This window comes from Pseudomonas gingeri, from assembly GCF_013385425.1.
GTDB lineage: Bacteria > Pseudomonadota > Gammaproteobacteria > Pseudomonadales > Pseudomonadaceae > Aquipseudomonas > Aquipseudomonas gingeri_D.
Window position 1 is genome coordinate 35,034 of sequence record NZ_JACAQA010000015.1, and the last position, 16,724, is coordinate 51,757.

At 61.1% G+C, this 16,724-nt stretch carries 13 protein-coding genes; 6 read left to right on the forward strand and 7 right to left on the reverse strand.

Features of this window, described 5'->3' with window-relative positions:
• Positions 1 to 858 carry an oxidoreductase gene (locus tag HX830_RS18510; protein ID WP_152741440.1) on the reverse strand — a complete coding sequence of 286 codons (858 nt, stop codon included), beginning with the start codon at positions 856 to 858 and terminating at the stop codon, positions 1 to 3.
• Positions 859 to 993: 135 nt separating this feature from the next.
• Between HX830_RS18510 and HX830_RS18515 the strand changes: the two genes are divergently transcribed.
• The 3 genes from HX830_RS18515 to HX830_RS18525 all read left to right on the forward strand — a co-directional run bounded on the left by HX830_RS18515 (position 994) and on the right by HX830_RS18525 (position 4,736).
• Entirely contained in the window at positions 994 to 1,941 is a 948-nt protein-coding gene (locus HX830_RS18515; RefSeq protein WP_152741439.1) for a LysR family transcriptional regulator, read from the forward strand.
• A 147-nt stretch (positions 1,942 to 2,088) separates the two neighbouring features.
• A complete protein-coding gene (locus HX830_RS18520) occupies positions 2,089 to 2,565 on the forward strand; it encodes a (2Fe-2S)-binding protein (protein ID WP_152741438.1) in 477 nt (158 codons plus the stop codon).
• Positions 2,562 to 4,736, forward strand: coding sequence for a xanthine dehydrogenase family protein molybdopterin-binding subunit (locus tag HX830_RS18525; RefSeq protein WP_177101758.1), 2,175 nt, complete (start codon positions 2,562 to 2,564; stop codon positions 4,734 to 4,736). Before HX830_RS18520 ends, HX830_RS18525 begins: the two co-directional genes overlap by 4 nt.
• Before the next feature lie 66 nt (positions 4,737 to 4,802).
• Here HX830_RS18525 and HX830_RS18530 read toward each other — a convergent pair whose 3' ends face one another.
• The 5 genes from HX830_RS18530 to HX830_RS18550 all read right to left on the reverse strand — a co-directional run bounded on the left by HX830_RS18530 (position 4,803) and on the right by HX830_RS18550 (position 10,423).
• Positions 4,803 to 6,299 carry an aldehyde dehydrogenase family protein gene (locus HX830_RS18530; RefSeq protein WP_177101760.1) on the reverse strand — a complete coding sequence of 499 codons (1,497 nt, stop codon included), beginning with the start codon at positions 6,297 to 6,299 and terminating at the stop codon, positions 4,803 to 4,805.
• Between the two features lie 47 nt (positions 6,300 to 6,346).
• Positions 6,347 to 7,279, reverse strand: coding sequence for a DMT family transporter (locus HX830_RS18535; RefSeq protein WP_177101762.1), 933 nt, complete (start codon positions 7,277 to 7,279; stop codon positions 6,347 to 6,349).
• 148 nt (positions 7,280 to 7,427) lie between these two features.
• On the reverse strand, positions 7,428 to 8,282 hold the full coding sequence (locus tag HX830_RS18540) for an SDR family NAD(P)-dependent oxidoreductase (protein WP_177101764.1): 855 nt from the start codon (positions 8,280 to 8,282) through the stop codon (positions 7,428 to 7,430).
• Complete coding sequence (locus tag HX830_RS18545; protein ID WP_177101766.1) at positions 8,263 to 9,672, reverse strand: VOC family protein; 1,410 nt, start codon at positions 9,670 to 9,672, stop codon at positions 8,263 to 8,265. The genes HX830_RS18540 and HX830_RS18545 overlap by 20 nt, the downstream gene beginning before the upstream one ends.
• Positions 9,673 to 9,682: 10 nt before the next feature.
• A complete protein-coding gene (locus HX830_RS18550) occupies positions 9,683 to 10,423 on the reverse strand; it encodes an SDR family NAD(P)-dependent oxidoreductase (protein ID WP_152741432.1) in 741 nt (246 codons plus the stop codon).
• Between the two features lie 141 nt (positions 10,424 to 10,564).
• Here HX830_RS18550 and HX830_RS18555 point away from each other — a divergent pair, with 141 nt between their 5' ends.
• Positions 10,565 to 11,587, forward strand: a complete 1,023-nt coding sequence (locus HX830_RS18555; protein WP_152741431.1) for an AraC family transcriptional regulator — start codon at positions 10,565 to 10,567, stop codon at positions 11,585 to 11,587.
• A 39-nt stretch (positions 11,588 to 11,626) separates the two neighbouring features.
• Here HX830_RS18555 and HX830_RS18560 read toward each other — a convergent pair whose 3' ends face one another.
• Complete coding sequence (locus HX830_RS18560) at positions 11,627 to 12,436, reverse strand: isocitrate lyase/PEP mutase family protein (protein ID WP_152741430.1); 810 nt, start codon at positions 12,434 to 12,436, stop codon at positions 11,627 to 11,629.
• 645 nt (positions 12,437 to 13,081) lie between these two features.
• On the opposite strand from HX830_RS18560, the gene HX830_RS18565 reads away from it, so the two are divergent.
• Together HX830_RS18565 and HX830_RS18570 are read left to right on the forward strand one after the other, a co-directional pair.
• Positions 13,082 to 15,259 (forward strand): type I secretion system permease/ATPase, encoded by a 2,178-nt coding sequence (locus HX830_RS18565; RefSeq protein ID WP_177101768.1) that lies wholly within the window; start codon positions 13,082 to 13,084, stop codon positions 15,257 to 15,259.
• Positions 15,246 to 16,667 (forward strand): HlyD family type I secretion periplasmic adaptor subunit, encoded by a 1,422-nt coding sequence (locus HX830_RS18570; RefSeq protein ID WP_177101770.1) that lies wholly within the window; start codon positions 15,246 to 15,248, stop codon positions 16,665 to 16,667. Before HX830_RS18565 ends, HX830_RS18570 begins: the two co-directional genes overlap by 14 nt.
• Positions 16,668 to 16,724 lie beyond the last annotated feature (57 nt).

Genomic DNA, 16,724 nt, shown 5'->3' on the forward strand with positions numbered 1-16,724 from the left:
TCAGCTGTAGTCGGTACTCTGCGAAAGCGTTTCCCATTGCTGTATTTCAGCTTGCAGCATCGTGAGTTTTTCCTTCACCAATTGCACCGCATCGCGCCCCAGCAACAAGTGGGTGGGCGGCATTGGCGAGGCCACGACCTGCATGATTGCCAGGGCCGCCTTGAGCGGATCGCCGGCTTGCTGGCCGCTGCGCTCCAGGCGTGCCTTGCGTTGGCCGTCAAAGCTCGCGTCGTAGTCGCCGATGCTGCGTTCGGCCCTGACCATGGACCGACCGGCCCAATCGGTGCGAAAGGCGCCCGGTTCAATGGCGGTGACCGCGATGCCGAAAGGCCTGACCTCTTTGCCCAGGGTTTCGGAAATGCCTTCCAGGGCGAATTTGCTGCCGTGATAGGCCCCGAGGCCGGGGAAGGTGGTCAGCCCGCCCATGGAGGTGATGTTCAGGATATGACCACGGCGGCGCTCACGCATGAACGGCAGCACGGCCTTGATCATGGCCACCGCGCCGAACACGTTGACCTCGAATTGCTGGCGAAAGTCTTCCAGCGATGATTCTTCGATCAATCCTTCATGACCGTAGCCGGCGTTATTGACCAGTACATCGATGGCGCCAATGCGGCTTTCGATCTCGGCGATCGCGCCTGGGATCCCGGCGTTGTCGGTGACATCCAGCAGGCATCCAAACGAGTAACCCGGTTTCAGTTGCTCGAAGTCTTGGCGCGATTGCTCGTTGCGCAACGTGCCGACGACGCGCTGGCCGGCGGACAGCAGGGTCGTGGCCAGGGCCTTGCCAAAGCCGGAGCTGACGCCGGTGATCAGCCAGGTTTTCTGTGCGGGGTGAGCCAGGTGTTCGGTAGACATGGTGATTCCTCCGGTGGGTTGGAGGATTGTTCGGGCTTGCGACGGGGCGAACAAGCCGGTGCTCTTGACTCAGGCTTTGAAGTCAATCTTCATAATGCCTGTGGTATAAAAAATGACTTTTTGCGGAGGACGATCATGCGCCAGGACCAACTCGACGGGCTCGTGACCTTTGTCTGTGTCGCCGAGCATTCCAGTTTTTCCGCGGCAGCGGTCAGGTTGGGGGTATCGCCTTCGGCGGTCAGCCAGGTCATCCGCAATCTGGAGCGGCGCCTGGGGGCCGCCTTGTTCAACCGTACGACCCGCAGTGTGAGCCTGACCGAGGCCGGCGTCGGCTTTCTGGAGAAGGTAAAGCCGGCGGTGAATATGTTGACCTCGGCGGCACTGGAGCTGGGCGATACGACGGGCTCGCCCTCCGGGCTGCTGCGTTTGAATGTGCCTCGCTCGGCGTACATGTCGATCCTGCAGCCCAGGCTGTCCGCCTTTCTGGAGGCGTATCCGCGAATCGACCTGGAAATCAGCATGGAGAATGCCTTTGTCGACATTGTCCGGCTGGGCTTTGATGCGGGTATTCGTTTCGGCGATTTTGTCGAACGCGACATGGTGGCGATCAAAGTCGGGCCCAGCGTGCGCATGCGCGTTATCGCCTCTCCCGCCTATCTGGCACGGCACGGTACGCCCGAGCATCCCAGCGATCTGCTCGACCACAACTGCATCTGCTTTCGTTCCTCCGGGGGCGTGGTCGAGCGCTGGGATCTGGCCAAGGGCGAGGAAGTCCTGCAACTGCCCGTGCGCGGCCGGCTGATCGTCAATGATTCGGCGGCCCTGGTGCAAAGCGCGCTGGATGGCAACGGTATCGGTTACATGATCAGCGGCTACATCGATCGGTTTATCGAGCGTGGCGAGTTGGTCAGCCTGTTCGAGGATTGGGGGCCGGAGCTCCCCGGCTTTAGCCTGTATTACCCCGATCGCCGGCGGGTGACCCGCAAGCTCAGGGCGCTTATCGACTTCCTGCGTGATCCCTCGGGAGGGCATTTTTCCAATGCTCCGCCATTGGGGACATCGACGTCACTACGGATTCTTTAGCCGTCCCCCCCTTGTTAGCTGGGCTTCAAAGCCTCTGAAGGTCAGGTAAATTCTCCGCGGCGCGAGTTGCCCCTAGGATGACCGGTAGCATTTTATTCAGTGGCGGAGCCAGTCAAGCCGCTACCCCATGGCCGGCAAGAGGTGGATATGGCCCAGACGTTGAAGATAAATGGAACCGTGCACAGGCTCGATGTCGATGACGATACGCCGTTGCTCTGGGTCCTGCGGGATGTGCTTGGCATGACCGGCACCAAGTTCGGTTGCGGCATGGCGTTGTGTGGTGCCTGCACTGTGCATATGAACGGCGTGGCGATTCGCTCGTGCGTGATGCCGGTGAGTGCCCTGGCCCAGGCCGAAATCACCACCATCGAGGCGATCGGCGAGACCGCCGCGGGGCAGAAGATCCAGGCCGCCTGGCAGGCACTTGAGGTGGTGCAATGCGGTTACTGCCAGTCCGGGCAGATCATGTCGGCGACGGCGCTCTTGGCGAGCAATCCCAACCCCAGTGACAGTGATATTGATAACGCCATGTCCGGGAATATCTGTCGCTGCGGCACCTATGTGCGTATTCACGCGGCGATCAGGCAGGCGGCCGGGGCGACCTTCGTCAAGGTGGGCGCATGAGCACCCAGCGCGATACACCGGGCACCGGAGCGTGGTCCCGGCGCGGTTTCCTGAAGGTCGGTGCGGCCAGTGGCGGCGGGCTGTTGCTGAGCCTCGCGTTGCCTGGGGCGATCAATGTAAGCCAGGCCGACGGCGCCACGCTGTTCGAGCCCAATGCGTTTATCCGGGTCGATCGGCGGGGCAAGGTGACGTTCACCATCGCCCAGGTCGAGATGGGGCAGGGGACCTACACCTCGATCCCGGTTTTGATTGCCGAAGAACTGGCGGTGCGGCTCGATCAAGTGGTGATCGAGCATGCTCCGGCGGATAACCGGCGCTATGTGAATCCGCTGCTGGGTTTCCAGGTCACCGGTGGCTCGACATCGATCCGCAGTACCTGGGAACCGTTGCGCCAGGCCGGCGCCAGTGCGCGCACGCTATTGATCCAGGCCGCCGCCCTGCAATGGGGAGTTGCCCCCAGCAGTTGCATGGCCCGCGAGGGGGTTGTCCTGCATGAGGCCAGCCAGCGCTCCCTCGCCTACGGTGAGTTGGTGGAAAGGGCAGCGACGTTGCCGGTACCGGAAAAGGTCGAGTTGAAGACCCCGGAGCATTTCCAGCTGATCGGACTCACCCACCAGCGCACCGACTCGCCGGCCAAGGTCAATGGCACGGCATTGTATGGCATCGACGCCCGTCCGGAAGGGGTCAGGGTGGCCGCCGTGATGGCTTGCCCGGTGATCGGTGGCCGTCTCGCCAGTGTCGATGCGCGTGCCGCGCTGGCGGTCAAGGGCGTGCTGCAGGTACTGCATATCGACAATGCCGTGGCGGTGGTGGCCGAGCATATGGGCGCGGCGCGCAAGGCGCTGGGCTTGCTCGAGATCCAATGGAACGAAGGCGTCAATGTACAATTCTCCACGGCTGACATGTTGCAGGCGATCGAGCAGGCTGCCCAAGCGGCCGGCACGCCGGTGCGTAACGTGGGGAATGTCGAGCAGGCGCTGGCGCAGGCCGAGAAAAAATTCGAAGTGGTCTATCAGGTGCCCTTTCTGGCCCATGCCTGCATGGAGCCGATGAACTGCACTGTGCATGTTCGTGCCCAGGGTTGCGACCTGTGGCTGGGGACCCAGGTGCCGGCGCGCGCGCAAGCGGTTGCCGCGCAATTGACCGGACTGGCCGAGACTCAGGTCCAGGTGCACAACCATTTGTTGGGGGGCGGCTTTGGCCGCCGCCTGGACGTGGATTTCGTTGCCCAGGCGGTGGCTTTCGCCAAACAGGTCGCGTTCCCGCTCAAGGTCATCTGGTCGCGGGAGGAGGACACCCGCCACAGTACCTTGCGGCCCTATCATTTCAATCACCTGAGTGCCGGGCTGGATGCCCGGGGACTGCCAACGGCCTGGACCCACAAGGTGACCGGATCGTCGATCCTCGCCCGCTGGTTGCCGGCGCGTTTTACCAACGGTATCGATGGCGATGCCATCCGCGACCCGAGCGGTCCCTACGATTTCCCCAATATCGGCGTCAGCTATATCCGGCACGAGCCGCCCGAGGGGATTACCACCGGTTTCTGGCGGGGAGTCGGGCATACACAGAACGTGTTCATGGTCGAAGGTTTCATCGATGAGCTGGCGGCCAGCGCCGGGCAGGATCCGCTGGCCTATCGCCTGGCGCTGCTGGGCAAGCATCCGCGGGCGCGCAAGGTCCTGGAGACTGTCGCGCTAAAGTCCGGCTGGGGAACGCCCCCGGAGCCGGGACAGGGGCGTGGTGTCGCGCTGACCTTCTGCTTCGGCACCTATGCCGCCCAGGTGGCGCAAGTGAGTGTCGATCCTGCCGGGCAGGTCCGGGTACACAAGCTGACCTGCGTGGTGGATTGCGGTCGCGCCATTGTTCCCGACAGTGTCGTGGCGCAGATGCAGGGCGGGGCGGTGTTTGGTCTGAGTGCCGCGTTGTTCGGCAACATCACCTTCAAGGACGGGCGGGTCGAACAGGGCAATTTCGACAGCTATCGGGTCTTGCGGATGAATGAGACGCCCGCCATCGAGACCCATCTGCTCGACAGTGAGGAAAGCCCCGGGGGGATCGGTGAGGTGTCCACGGTGATGATTGCGCCGGCACTGGTCAATGCGCTGTTTGCCGCGACAGGCAAGCGTCTGCGGCGGTTGCCTGTCGATAACCGTCAGTTGGCAGATACCTGAGTCGGATCGGCTGTTCCCGCCCGGTCAGCTTCATGGGCGGGAACACTCCGAACAGGGGTTGTGTGATCAGAACGGATATTGGCGAGGCGTATGCTGCACCGACATCCAATGTTCAGTCGTCAGCTCATGAATCAGGCCTTCGCTGCCGAAGCGGCCCAGGCCGGAGTTCTTTTCCCCGCCGAACGGCATGTTGGGCAGGTCAACGGCGGTGATGTCGTTGATATGCGTCATGCCGGTTTGCAGGCCGGCGGCAAAGCGCTCGGCCCTTGATACATCGCGCGCGAAGACCGCGCTGGAAAGCCCGAACTCGGTGTCGTTGGCCATGTGCAGCGCCTGGGCGTCGCTGGCAAAAGACAGGACCGGTGCGACGGGACCAAACAGTTCGCTGCGCCCAAGCCCCATTTGCGGGGTGATCCGGTCAAACACGTGTGGCGGCACCACCAGGCCTTGCGCCGCACCTCCCAGCCGTTGTCGGGCCCCTTCGGCATTGGCCGCCGCGATCGAACGTTGCACGTGGTGCAGTTGTTTCTGGCTGATCAAGGGGCCGATCACGGTATCCGGGTCATTGGGGTTGCCGACTTTCAACTCACGGACCCGCTCGACATACTGTTCGACGAATGCGTCATGGAGCTTTTCATGGACCAGGATCCGGTTGGCAATGACACAGATCTGTCCCTGGTGCAGGAACTTGCTGACGACCGCGGCATGTACCGCCAACTCGAGATCGGCGTCTTCGAGCACTACCAGCGGTGCATTGCCGCCGAGTTCCAGCATCATTTTCTTGAGCCGCGGGCTGTTGGCGATCTGGCCGGCGATACGCCGCCCCACGGCCAGAGAACCGGTAAACGAGACGACCCGGGGCACGGGATGTTGGACAAAGCCATCGCCGATTACCGCCGGATCGCCGACCAACACATTGAGTACACCGGCAGGCAGGCCGGCTTCCTCAAGGATCCGGGCGATCAGCAGGCCGCCGGTGATCGGCGTTTCACTGGCCGGCTTGACCACCACGGCATTGCCCAGGGCCAGCGCCGGGGCGAGTGTGCGACAGGTCAGGTGCAGCGGCCAGTTCCACGGACTGATGACCGCGACTACGCCCACCGGGTTGCGATAGATACGGTTCTCTTTACCGGGGATGTCGCCGGCGATGATCCGGCCCTGGGCCTGGCTCGGGAGCGTGGAGGCATCAAGAATAATGGCGCGGGCGGCTCCCCACTCCATTTCAGCCTTCATGCGGGTACTGCCGGATTCGCGAATCAGCCAGTCGACCACTTCTCCATGGCGCGCATCAAGGACCTCGACAGCCTTGCGCAACACGGCTGCGCGTTCTCCCGGCAAGCTCTGTTGCCACTGCACCTGCGCCGCTCGGGCCGCCTGGTAAGCGCGGTCGACGTCGCCCAGATTGGCCTCGTGGATCTCGGCAAGGCGCTCATGGGAATAGGGGTTGTTGACTTCAAGTACGCTGCCGGCATTGCCCGTGCACCATTTTCCGTTGATCAACAGTCCGTCGAATGTGTAGGGAACAGGGGGCGTGTCGCGGCCCGCAATCATTGATTGAGTCATGGGGGTTCCTTGGTTTTCAGATAAGTCAGGAGGGGTAGAGCGCTGGTTCAGCGAGTGCGGGGGGGACCACCGCGCAAGGCGATCAGCAGGCCGCTGGTGCAGATGGCCAGGCCGTACCACTGGCCCGTCGTGGGCAGCTCGCCGACCAGCGGCACGCCGAGCAGTATCGCGACGGCGGGGGCCAGTGCGGGAAAGAGTGCGGCTCGACCGGCACCGAGGTAATGCACGGTCCGGGCGAACGCGAAGAGCGCGACGATGCCCGATAGCAGGCCCTGGACAACGCCTTGCTCAATGAGCAGGGCAATCGGTGTTGCCGACAGGCGTTGAGTGCCGACCCAGGCCATATAGAGAGGGGAGTAGACGACGGCACTGAGCACCGACACCACCGCCGTGGCAGCGAAGGCATTGAGTTTCCAGCGGCGCATCAGGATCGTGAAAACAGCGAACATCGATCCGGCCGTGGCAAACAGCAGATCGCCGATCCAGGCCTGCGATTGACCGTCCAGAAGACTCGGGCCGGCAATGGTTATCAGCCCGGCGATGAGTACACCGAGCCCGATGAGCCGTGATGTTTTCAGTCGCTCGCCCAGCAGCAGGGCGGCAAGGCTGATGCTCATGAGCGTCAATACGCCGAGCTGGATCACCGCGCCATGGGCCAGGGGCGCGAACCGGTAGCCGCTCGCGCCAATCAGGATGAACAGGGGGCCAGCCAGCAGCGACAAGAGCACTCCTCGGCGCCAGCCGATACCGGCCAGTGTGCGCGGTGAATGCGTCAGCACCCAGGGCAGCAGGAGGGCACCGGCGACGGCGAAGCGAATGAACGCGAGGTCGCTGGCATGCAGTCCAGCTCCTATTCCATGGCGTGAAGCCGCCAGGAAGGTGCCCCAGATAACCGCCGCTATCGAGCCGAAGGCAATACCATAACGAGTATTACGGCGCGGTAGCGGCAAGTCCGAGATAAGTGCGGTTTGGCCTGACATTGTTTGTTCATCGCTCCTTTTAGCCCTCAAGCGTCATCGTTTGATAAGGGACGCTTCATGGTAGGAGCGTGACGTGCAACGGATAACCCCTCTGAATGGCTATGCCCTTTGAAGACGAACTTCATGGCCTGTCGTCCGGGGCCGGCGTTCAGGCCGATCCACCATGGGGGTCGAACGCGGTCATGCCCGCCTGCGCTTGTTGGCTGCGCAGGGCTATCACACCTGGCACCCAGGCATGGGGAAAGAGGTAGAAGCGGTTTTCCTCCACGCCCTTCAGGGTGATTTCGGCGATTTCCCGGGCGGAAATCCTGCCGGCTTCCACGGCTCGTCGCACCCGCTCCTCGTACTGGCGCTTCATCTCGCTGTCGACGGCAGCGTCGGCGAACTCCACCGGGCGATTGCGCTCGGCGTCGATGATGCCGGTGGGGAAAAAAGCAGGCGAGAGCACGCTGACACCGATCACGCTGTTGGCCATTTTCAGGTCATTGGCCAGGCTCTCCGAAAGCGCCACCACCGCTGCTTTGGTGGCGTTGTAAATGCCGCTGCCGGCCGAGTACATCCAGCCGGCCGCCGAAGCGATATTGACGATGTGTCCCTCGCCCTGCTCGAGCATGATCGGCGTGAAGGCTTTCACGCCCCAGGCGACACCATAAAGATTGACCTGGGTGACCCATTGCCAATCGGAGACGGTGTTTTCCCAGAGAGGGGCAGTGACGCCCACGCCGGCGTTGTTGAACAGTAGATGGACGCCACCGAAACGCTGCATGGCCAGTTGCGCCAGCGCGGCGACTTGCTCGAATTTGGAGACGTCTACTGGCAGGGTGGCGATGTCGGTGTCGGGAAGCTTCTGCTGGATCAAGGTGCGGGTGGCCTCCAGGTTACCGGCTTCAACATCGGCCAGTACCAGCTTCATCCGCCGGCGTGCACAGGCCATTGCCAGTTCACGACCCAGGCCTGCGCCAGCGCCGGTGATCACGCTGACCTTACCGTTCAAGTCTTTCATCTGTTGCCTCCTGATGGGCGCTGTCGACACGTTGTTTCAGCGCTTCGTTCATACGTTGATAGAGTCGTTTCGACTGGCTCAGGCGCTGCCAGAGTGCCGGCAGCAAGAGGCCGGAAAAACGCTCGCCATGGATGAAACGGGTCGAGCCATCGGCGTTCTCCACCAACTGGAAGAAATGTTCGCCGGCCACCGTGAACGGGTTTCCGCCACGCCAGGCGAAACGGCGTGGCGCTTCGTCGCTGCTGATGCGGGCCTGGAAGGACGCCTTGCGCTCCTTGCCCAGCTTGACCGCGAAGTGCATCTGGCCGCCCGGACGGTGATCGATCCGCTGGATCTCCAGCATGGGGTTCCACTGCCCGTAGCGCTCGAAGTCGACGAGGCAGTTCCACACCGCACTGGGTGCGGCATCGATCTCGATTTCGGTCCTGATCTGTCGCGAGAAGAAACTGTCTCGGCGGGTGCCCAGCGCTTTGTAGGCCAGCTTCTCGCGTTGGCGGTTGAACAACCGGGCCTTCAAGTCTGGCTTGCTGAAGCCCACCAGGGGGTACAGTTGCGGCGAGCAGTAGAGCATCTCCACGGAAAACCCCTGCGGGTCGTTGACGTAGACGCACTGCACCAGACCCGCCTGGCCCAGCGGTTTGTAGTTGGGCGCGAAGCCGGCCACGAGCGCCCGTTCGAACAGTGCGTTGAACGCCTCCTGGCTGTCGAAGCCGACGGCCAGGTTCATGATGCCGATATCGCTCAGTCGGTAACGGGGCGGCCAGGGCTTGGGGGCCGCCGCTTGGCGGAGCTCGAGCCACATGTCGCCTTTGATCAGGCCGGCTTGGGCGACGGTATCGTTATCCGGCTCGACCTTGTCGTCGCTACGCTGGAAACCCAACCCGCCGACAAAGGCCGCCACGCTGCGTGCGCAATCGGCGACAACCAGGCCCAGGCCTGTCAGCTTGCACGGGTAGGGCGACCCTTGCAGTGAGCGGTCTTCGATCAGCTCGATGAGAATGCCGTCCGGATCCCGGATGAAACGACGATTGGCAGCCGGGCGGGTCTCCAGGGGCAGGCCTAGGGATTGGGCGAGCGCCTCGAAACGCTCCAGCGAGTCGACCCGCGCAAGGATTCGCCGATAACCGACGCGCTCGTCGTCCTCGGGGGCGAGGGGGGCCGCGACCGGCGACTCGAATTCGAACAGTTCCAACTGGAAGAACGCGCGGTCGTCGATCAGCCAACTGACCCGCGATGCCACGCCGGCCAGGCCTTGTATCCGCTCGGCCTGCTTGCCGCGAAAGGACAGGGTGCCGAAGACATGCTTGAGGCCGAACAGTTTCTGGTAGAAATGCAGGGACGCGGTGGTGTCGCGCACGCTCAGCGCGATCTGGCAGATGGTGGCGGTCATGGTCGTGTGCTCAGAAGAGTTTGCCGATCAGCGCGGTCGGCAGCAGTTTCAGCAGGGGGCGCAGCAGCCGCCAGGGATAGCCGGGAATCACCGCACGCTTGCGACGTTGCACAATGGCATCGGCGATCCGTTTGCCGCCGTCCTCCAGCGACAGCAGGAAGGGCCGGTGCTTGAGCTTGTTGTTCATCGGTGTATCGATAAAGCCCGGATAGATAACGGTCACGGTCAGGTTCTTGCCCAGCGATTCGGAGCGCAGGGCTTCCATGTAGACGCTGACGGCGGCCTTGCTGGCGCTGTAGGCGCCGCTGCCGGGCAGGCCGCGCCAGCTGGCGACCGAGCTCATCGCAACAATCTGCCCATGCCCCTGGTTCTTGAACAGGGTGATGGCGGCGTCGATGGTTGCGCAGGCACCGATAACGTTGACCTCGAACATCTGACGGGAATTGGCGAAATCGATGCGCCCTATGCGCCCGTCGCTGCCCAACCCGGCGTTGGCCACGACGATATCGAGCTGGCCCAGTTCGGCGCAGGCGGTATTCAGGGTGCCGCGTACCTGTTCGGTATCGCTGACATCCAGCGGATAGACCCGCACCCGCACGCCATGGTGCTCCTCCAGTTCGGACTTGATGATTTGCAGGACGTCGAGTTGACGGGCAGCCAACGCCAGGTCATAGCCACGTTTGGCGAATTCGCCTGCCAACTGGCGCCCCAAGCCTGAAGATGCACCGGTGATGAAGACCGATTTGCTCATTAACGCTGCCTCACTATTGTTTTTCTCCAGGGGCATTAAGCCAATACCGACCCCTTTGAGGCGATGTTCGAACGTGTCAGATGATTGATAATCACGGCCAAAAAGGCATTAAATAGCCCTTTCTGCGAAGCGTGAGCTGCCATGAGCCTTTCCCTGTTTCCCCGCGCCAGCCAGGCACCGCTGTGCTTCTGCATCGCACAGATGGAGGCTTGGGGGTATTCGCTGCATGAGGTGCTGGCGGGGAGTGGTCTGGATGTCGACAGTTTTGCGCTACCGGAATCGGTTCCCAACAGCCGTCAGGAACAGACGGTCTACGAAAATATCCAGCGTCTTTATCGAGGCACCGCGGCCGGGCTCGACCTCGGTCGGCTGACCAACGTGAATAGCGTGGGTGTGCTGGGCGGACTGTTGGCCAACGCGATCGACCTGGGCCATGCCGGTTATCTGTCGAGGCGTTTCCATCCGCTGTCCAATCCCTGGATCGTGCCCGAACTGATCGGCAGTCTCGCGGTAGGTCAATCGGTCGTCCGATACCGTCAGGTCGGCGGATTGCCCGCGTTGTACCGGTTTCTTATCGACCGCGACATTCTCGGCACGCGCCAGCTGTTACGTGACATTTTCGGTGCGGATGCAGAGGGTTATGTGCGGGCAGTGGCATTCGGTTATCCCGAGCCCGAAGACGCCGAACGCTATCCGGTCGAGTTCGATTGCCCCGTGAGCTTCGGTCATGACTACACCTATGTCACCTACGACAATGAACGGGGCCACCCGCGCAATGCACGACGAAACCCGCACGCTTATCACCTGTATCTAAAGCTGTGCCGCGAAGCCCAGGCCGAACGTGCAGCGTTGTCCTGGCAAAGCCGGGTGGACAGCCTTCTGGCGTGCATCGATTTCTATCCGAACGCGGCCGCCATGGCCAAGAAGCTCAACTGCTCGGAACGGAGTTTGCGGCGGCACCTGGGGGAGGAGGGGGTGCAGTACTCGGAGTTGGTGGACAAGATACGCTTCGAACGGGCGATCTACCTGCTGCGTCACTCCGAAGACTCCATTAAAACCATCAGCTTCAAGCTCTTCTACAGTGAGCCGCCGGCGTTCGTCCGGGCGTTTTCACGCTGGAGTGGAACGACGCCGGGGGAGTTCAGGGGTGGGATGGGGACATAGGTATCAGACGGGGCACTTGACCCCGTCCAGGAGCAGGGATTACTCGGTTTTCGCCGCCATCAAGGCGTTCAGTTCGCCGTAGGTATGGGCTTTCAAGGCGTGGGTATCGAGCTGGCCGTTGTCCAGGAAGCTGCGGACCAATGTGCCCATGGCGCCATGCAGGAACTCGGCGATGCTCGAGCCCGCGCTGAGGCGTCTGACGCCCAGGCGCTGCAACTCATCGGGGGAGGCCAGCCCGTCCCGGGACAGCAGGTTGACCGGCAGTGGGGTGGCCCGGCAGATCGCGGCAATTTCGTTCGAGTCGACCACGCCCGCGGCAAACAGCCCATCAGCTCCGGCGCCGGCATAGAGTGCGGCGCGTTTGAGCAGCTCTTCAAGACGCTGTTCGGCGGGGAACAGGTTTTTCAGGTAGACGTCGGTGCGTACGTTGATGAACAGCTTGATACCCGCCTGGTTCGCTACCTTTCTCGCCACATCGATCTTGCGCACCAGCAACTCTGGCGAGCCGAGGCCGTCTTCGATATTGATCCCTACCGCCCCGGCGGCGATCACGGCGTTGATCACCCGGCCGACCTGCTCCAGGTCATCCGAGTAGCCGGCTTCGATATCCACCGTGAGCGGGACGCCGAGCACCCGTGCCATGGACTTGACGGTGGTGCTCAGCAGGTCGAGAGGCAACTGGTTGCCATCCTGGTAGCCATGGGACCAGGCCATGGCGGCGCTGCTGGTAGCCACGGCCTTGCCGCCGAGGCGTTCGACGATGCGCGCACCGCCCGCATCGGCCACGTTGGCCAGGACCAGCAGTCCATTCTGATGCAGGCTGTGAAAAGCGTTATCCAGTGCGGTCATGAGGATTCAATTCCTTTGAAAAATGTATTGGGCAGCATACCGGCTTACTCAGTTCGGAGGGAACCGAGCTGTTATTACTGACTTTCCGAGGACAGCAATACCGTTTTTTGCGGGATGGCTGAGCGGGACGCAAGCGATGTTGCCGGCGATGCTGAACCAATGCTGAACGGGTTTGAAGTTGCCGAACCTGGAGGGGAGAAAGCAAGGGGCGTTTCTTGTTTACGGGAGCGCTTTATTGGCATGCAGGGCACAGGTGCCTGAGTCAATTGTATGATGGCTGTTACCAGTCGACTTAATCGAGATGATACCTACAGCAGCTGAATCGTATGGTTTTTTAGTCTGCAGAGCGCACTCAATGTGTCGATTGGTATTTTTATGTTTTGTTTTTGATACAAATATGAAATCTGAAATTTTTCACCGCTCGCGAAGTTTTCTGGGCGAAAACAATGCTTCTTCTTGGCAATGAGAGGTGCTAGCCTCTGATGGCTTTTTGATGTCTGACTTTAGTTGATGTCAAGTTGGGTTTTTGGTGAAACCGATTTTTAGCTATAGCGCTTTTTAATGTATTGGCCTGCTCTAGGTTGGTTTGACGTGCCTGTTATTGCACGGTCTACTTCCATCTTTCGTTAATGCCATTGAGTTGACATGTCTGATCGTAACGCAGGGAGCAGCGTTTCGCCTGAAGCGCTAGAGTCCACAGGAAGTGAAGACAGTGGCATCGCCTCACTCGTCGTCATCGCCCAACTTTCAGGTGTCGCTGTCAGCGCGGAACGCCTCAGGCACCTGTCAGGACTGTCCCGGCCTATCGATGCCCTGACGCTGGTACGTCTGGCGCGGCAGGTCACGCTCAAGGCCCGCTCTACCACGAGCCAGGTCAACCGCCTCGCCCAGACACCGCTCCCCGCTATCGTCGAACTTCGCGATGGACGTTTTCTGGTCCTGGCCAAGTGCGCGAACGACAACGTCTTGCTACATGACGAAGTACAACAGCGTACTTTTCAAATCACCTTGGCTGAATTTGAACCGGTCTGGTCCGGTCGTTTAATCCTGGTGACTTCACGTGCCGTTCTCGCCCAGGGCGGTGGCAAGTTTGATATGTCGTGGTTTATTCCTTCGATTGTCAAATACCGCAAGCAATTTATGGAAGTGCTGGCCGGTTCGTTCTTCCTGCAATTGTTTGGCCTGGTCTCGCCCTTATTCATGCAGGTCGTGATTGATAAGGTGCTGGTGCACAAATCAATGTCGACCTTGGACGTGCTGGCGTTCGGCCTGATTACCATTTCGGTGTTCGAGGCCTTGCTGGGTGGGCTGCGCACCTATGTGTTCAGTCACACCACCAACCGGGTCGATGTCGAACTGGGCGCGCGGCTGTTCAATCACCTGCTGGGGTTGCCGCTGGCGTATTTCCAGGCACGGCGAGTGGGTGACAGTGTGGCGCGGGTCCGTGAGCTGGAGAATATCCGCAACTTCCTCACCGGCAACGCATTGACCGTGGCCATGGATATGTTCTTCACCCTGGTGTTCTTCGCGGTGATGTTGACCTATTCGCCCTTGTTGACCTTGATCGTCTTCATCTCGCTGCCTTGCTATATCGTCTTGTCGGTCCTCGTCACGCCGGTGCTCAAAGCCCGGCTCGATGAAAAATTCCGCCGTAGCTCGGAAAACCAGTCGTTCCTGGTGGAGTCCGTGACCGGTATCGAAACCATCAAGTCGATGGCGGTCGAGCCCTTGATGCAGCGGCGCTGGGAAGAGCAGTTGGCGGCCTATGTTTCCAGCGCCTTCAAGGCCTCCAATCTTTCCAGTTCGGCCAATCAGGTGGCTTCCCTGATCAGCAAGCTCACCACCGCGGCCTTGCTGTGGTTTGGCGCCCGGTTGGTGATTGGTGGCGACCTCTCGGTCGGCGAGTTGATTGCCTTCAATATGCTGTCCGGGCGCGTCAGCGGCCCGGTCCTGCGTCTGGCGCAATTGTGGCAAGACTTTCAGCAGGTGCGGCTGTCGATGGACCGCCTGGGTGACATCCTCGATAACCGGGCCGAGTCCGGCGTCTCTGCCGGGCAAGCTTCGATGCCGCCGGTCAAGGGTGAGGTGGTGTTCGACCGGGTGGTGTTCCGCTACCGCGCCGACGGTCCCGAGATTCTGCGCGGGCTGTCGTTGACGGCTGAAGCGGGTAGCGTTATCGGCATCGTCGGCCCTTCCGGATCCGGCAAAAGCACCCTGACCAAACTGATCCAGCGCCTCTATTCGCCCGAGCGCGGACGGGTGCTGATCGACGGCATGGATTTGTCGGTACTCGATCCCGCTTCACTGCGCCGCCAAATCGACGTGGTCCTGCAAGAGAACATGCTGTTCAAAGGCACGGTGCGCGACAACATCGCCTTTGCTTCACCCGGCATGCACTTTGATCAGGTGGTCGAAGCCGCGGAACTGGCCGGTGCCCATGAATTTATCCTGGAGCTGCCACAGGGTTACGACACGGAGTTGGGGGAGCGCGGCAATGGCTTGTCAGGTGGTCAGCGGCAACGCATAGCCATTGCCCGGGCCCTGGTGACCAATCCGAAAATCCTGATTTTCGACGAGGCCACTTCGGCGTTGGATGCGGAGTCGGAATCCATCATCCACGGCAACATGCACAAGATCTGCAAGGACCGTACGGTGTTCATCATTGCCCACCGCTTGTCCGCGGTCAGAATCGCCCAGCGGATTATCACGGTCGAGAAGGGCACCATCGTCGAAGAAGGCAGCCACGACGAACTGCTGCAGCAAGACGGGCGTTATGCCTCTCTGTGGCGCCATCAGACGGGGCATCTACATGTCGCTGCTTGATCGCTGGTTCCCCCGACTGCGGCATTACCGCGACATTGCCCGCGCCGCACTCGACGCTGAAAAAGCCCGGGGTAATCCGTTGCAACGGCAGCGCGACGAGGTCGAATTTTTGCCAGCGGCGCTGGAAGTGCTGGAAACCCCTGTGTCCCGAGTGGGACGTGGCTTGATGTGGGCGTTGATGCTGCTGTTCGCGATTGCCCTGGTCTGGTCGACCATCGGCAAACTTGACGTGGTCGCGGTGGCGGAGGGCAAGGTCGTCCCCAACGGTAAAAGCAAAACCATCCAGCCGCTGGAGGTGGGCATCGTCAAGGCGATCCTGGTGGACAACGGCCAGCATGTGACGCAAGGCCAGGCCTTGATCGAGCTGGACCCGACCGAGGTGACGGCCGATGTCGGCAAGTCGAGGACGGCGCGGGTCGACGCAATGCTGACGATCAACCGTGCCCAGGCCCTGCTGGATGCGCAAACTGCTAACCGGGCACCAACGGTCAAGGCGGTTGCGGACGCCACGGAGGATCGGCAGCGGGATACCCAACGTTTCGCTGAAAGCGCCTTCTACGAGCACCGCAGCAAAGTCACCAGCTTGCGTTCGGAGTTGCAGAAGCGTGTCCAGGAACTGCAAACCACCCAGCACAAAATCAGCAGCCTGCAGCAAACCTTGCCGATGACTCGCGCCGAAGAGGAGGACTACCAGACCTTGCTCCAGCAAAGTTATGTGCCGCGCCATGCCTATCTGGAAAAGGAGCAGGCGCGGATTCAGCAAGAGCAGGAACTGGCCGGGCAGCAGAGTTACGCCAAGGAATTGCAGGCCACGATTCAGGAGCAACGTGACGATATCGATACCGCCATTGCGCAATTTCGCCGTGAACAACTCGATGCGCTCAATCAGGCGCAGCAGCAGTTGGCCCAGGATCAGGGGGATGAAACCAAGTTTCAGCAACGGCAGTGGCAAACCCACTTGACGGCGCCGGTGGGTGGCACTGTGCAGGAGTTGGCTGTGCATACGATTGGTGGTGTGGTCACTCCGGCTCAGGCCTTGTTGGTGATTGTGCCGGACGATGCGGGGTTGGAAATTGAAGCGCAGATTCTCAACCGGGATATCGGCTTTGTTCGCCCGGGACAGGAGGCTGAAATCAAGCTGGATGCCTTTCCGTATACCCACTACGGCACGATCCCGGGCAAGGTCATGTCGATTTCACAGGATGCGGTGAAGGATGACAAGTTGGGGTTGGTTTATCCGGCAAGGATCCAGCTCGGTGCGCATGTGATTGTGGCGGATGGCAAGGATGTGCAGTTGGAGCCGGGCATGTCGAGTTCGGTGGAGATCAAGACCGAGCAGCGGCGGATTATTGAGTATTTGTTGACGCCGTTGTTGAAGTATCAGAGTGAGGCGTTGCGGGAGCGGTGAGTCTATAAGAGGTGGTGCGTTCTTCGGCCGAAGCTGCACTGAATCAAGATGCGAAAA

Coding starts and splice junctions, on each gene's coding strand:
- HX830_RS18520 (WP_152741438.1), top strand. CDS start 2,089: ATGGCCCAGACGTTGAAGATAAATGGAACCGTGCACAGGCTCGATGTC.
- HX830_RS18570 (WP_177101770.1), top strand. CDS start 15,246: ATGTCGCTGCTTGATCGCTGGTTCCCCCGACTGCGGCATTACCGCGAC.
- HX830_RS18550 (WP_152741432.1), bottom strand. CDS start 10,423: ATGAGCAAATCGGTCTTCATCACCGGTGCATCTTCAGGCTTGGGGCGC.
- HX830_RS18540 (WP_177101764.1), bottom strand. CDS start 8,282: ATGAAAGACTTGAACGGTAAGGTCAGCGTGATCACCGGCGCTGGCGCA.
- HX830_RS18515 (WP_152741439.1), top strand. CDS start 994: ATGCGCCAGGACCAACTCGACGGGCTCGTGACCTTTGTCTGTGTCGCC.
- HX830_RS18565 (WP_177101768.1), top strand. CDS start 13,082: ATGTCTGATCGTAACGCAGGGAGCAGCGTTTCGCCTGAAGCGCTAGAG.
- HX830_RS18560 (WP_152741430.1), bottom strand. CDS start 12,436: ATGACCGCACTGGATAACGCTTTTCACAGCCTGCATCAGAATGGACTG.
- HX830_RS18535 (WP_177101762.1), bottom strand. CDS start 7,279: ATGTCAGGCCAAACCGCACTTATCTCGGACTTGCCGCTACCGCGCCGT.
- HX830_RS18530 (WP_177101760.1), bottom strand. CDS start 6,299: ATGACTCAATCAATGATTGCGGGCCGCGACACGCCCCCTGTTCCCTAC.
- HX830_RS18525 (WP_177101758.1), top strand. CDS start 2,562: ATGAGCACCCAGCGCGATACACCGGGCACCGGAGCGTGGTCCCGGCGC.
- HX830_RS18545 (WP_177101766.1), bottom strand. CDS start 9,672: ATGACCGCCACCATCTGCCAGATCGCGCTGAGCGTGCGCGACACCACC.
- HX830_RS18510 (WP_152741440.1), bottom strand. CDS start 858: ATGTCTACCGAACACCTGGCTCACCCCGCACAGAAAACCTGGCTGATC.
- HX830_RS18555 (WP_152741431.1), top strand. CDS start 10,565: ATGAGCCTTTCCCTGTTTCCCCGCGCCAGCCAGGCACCGCTGTGCTTC.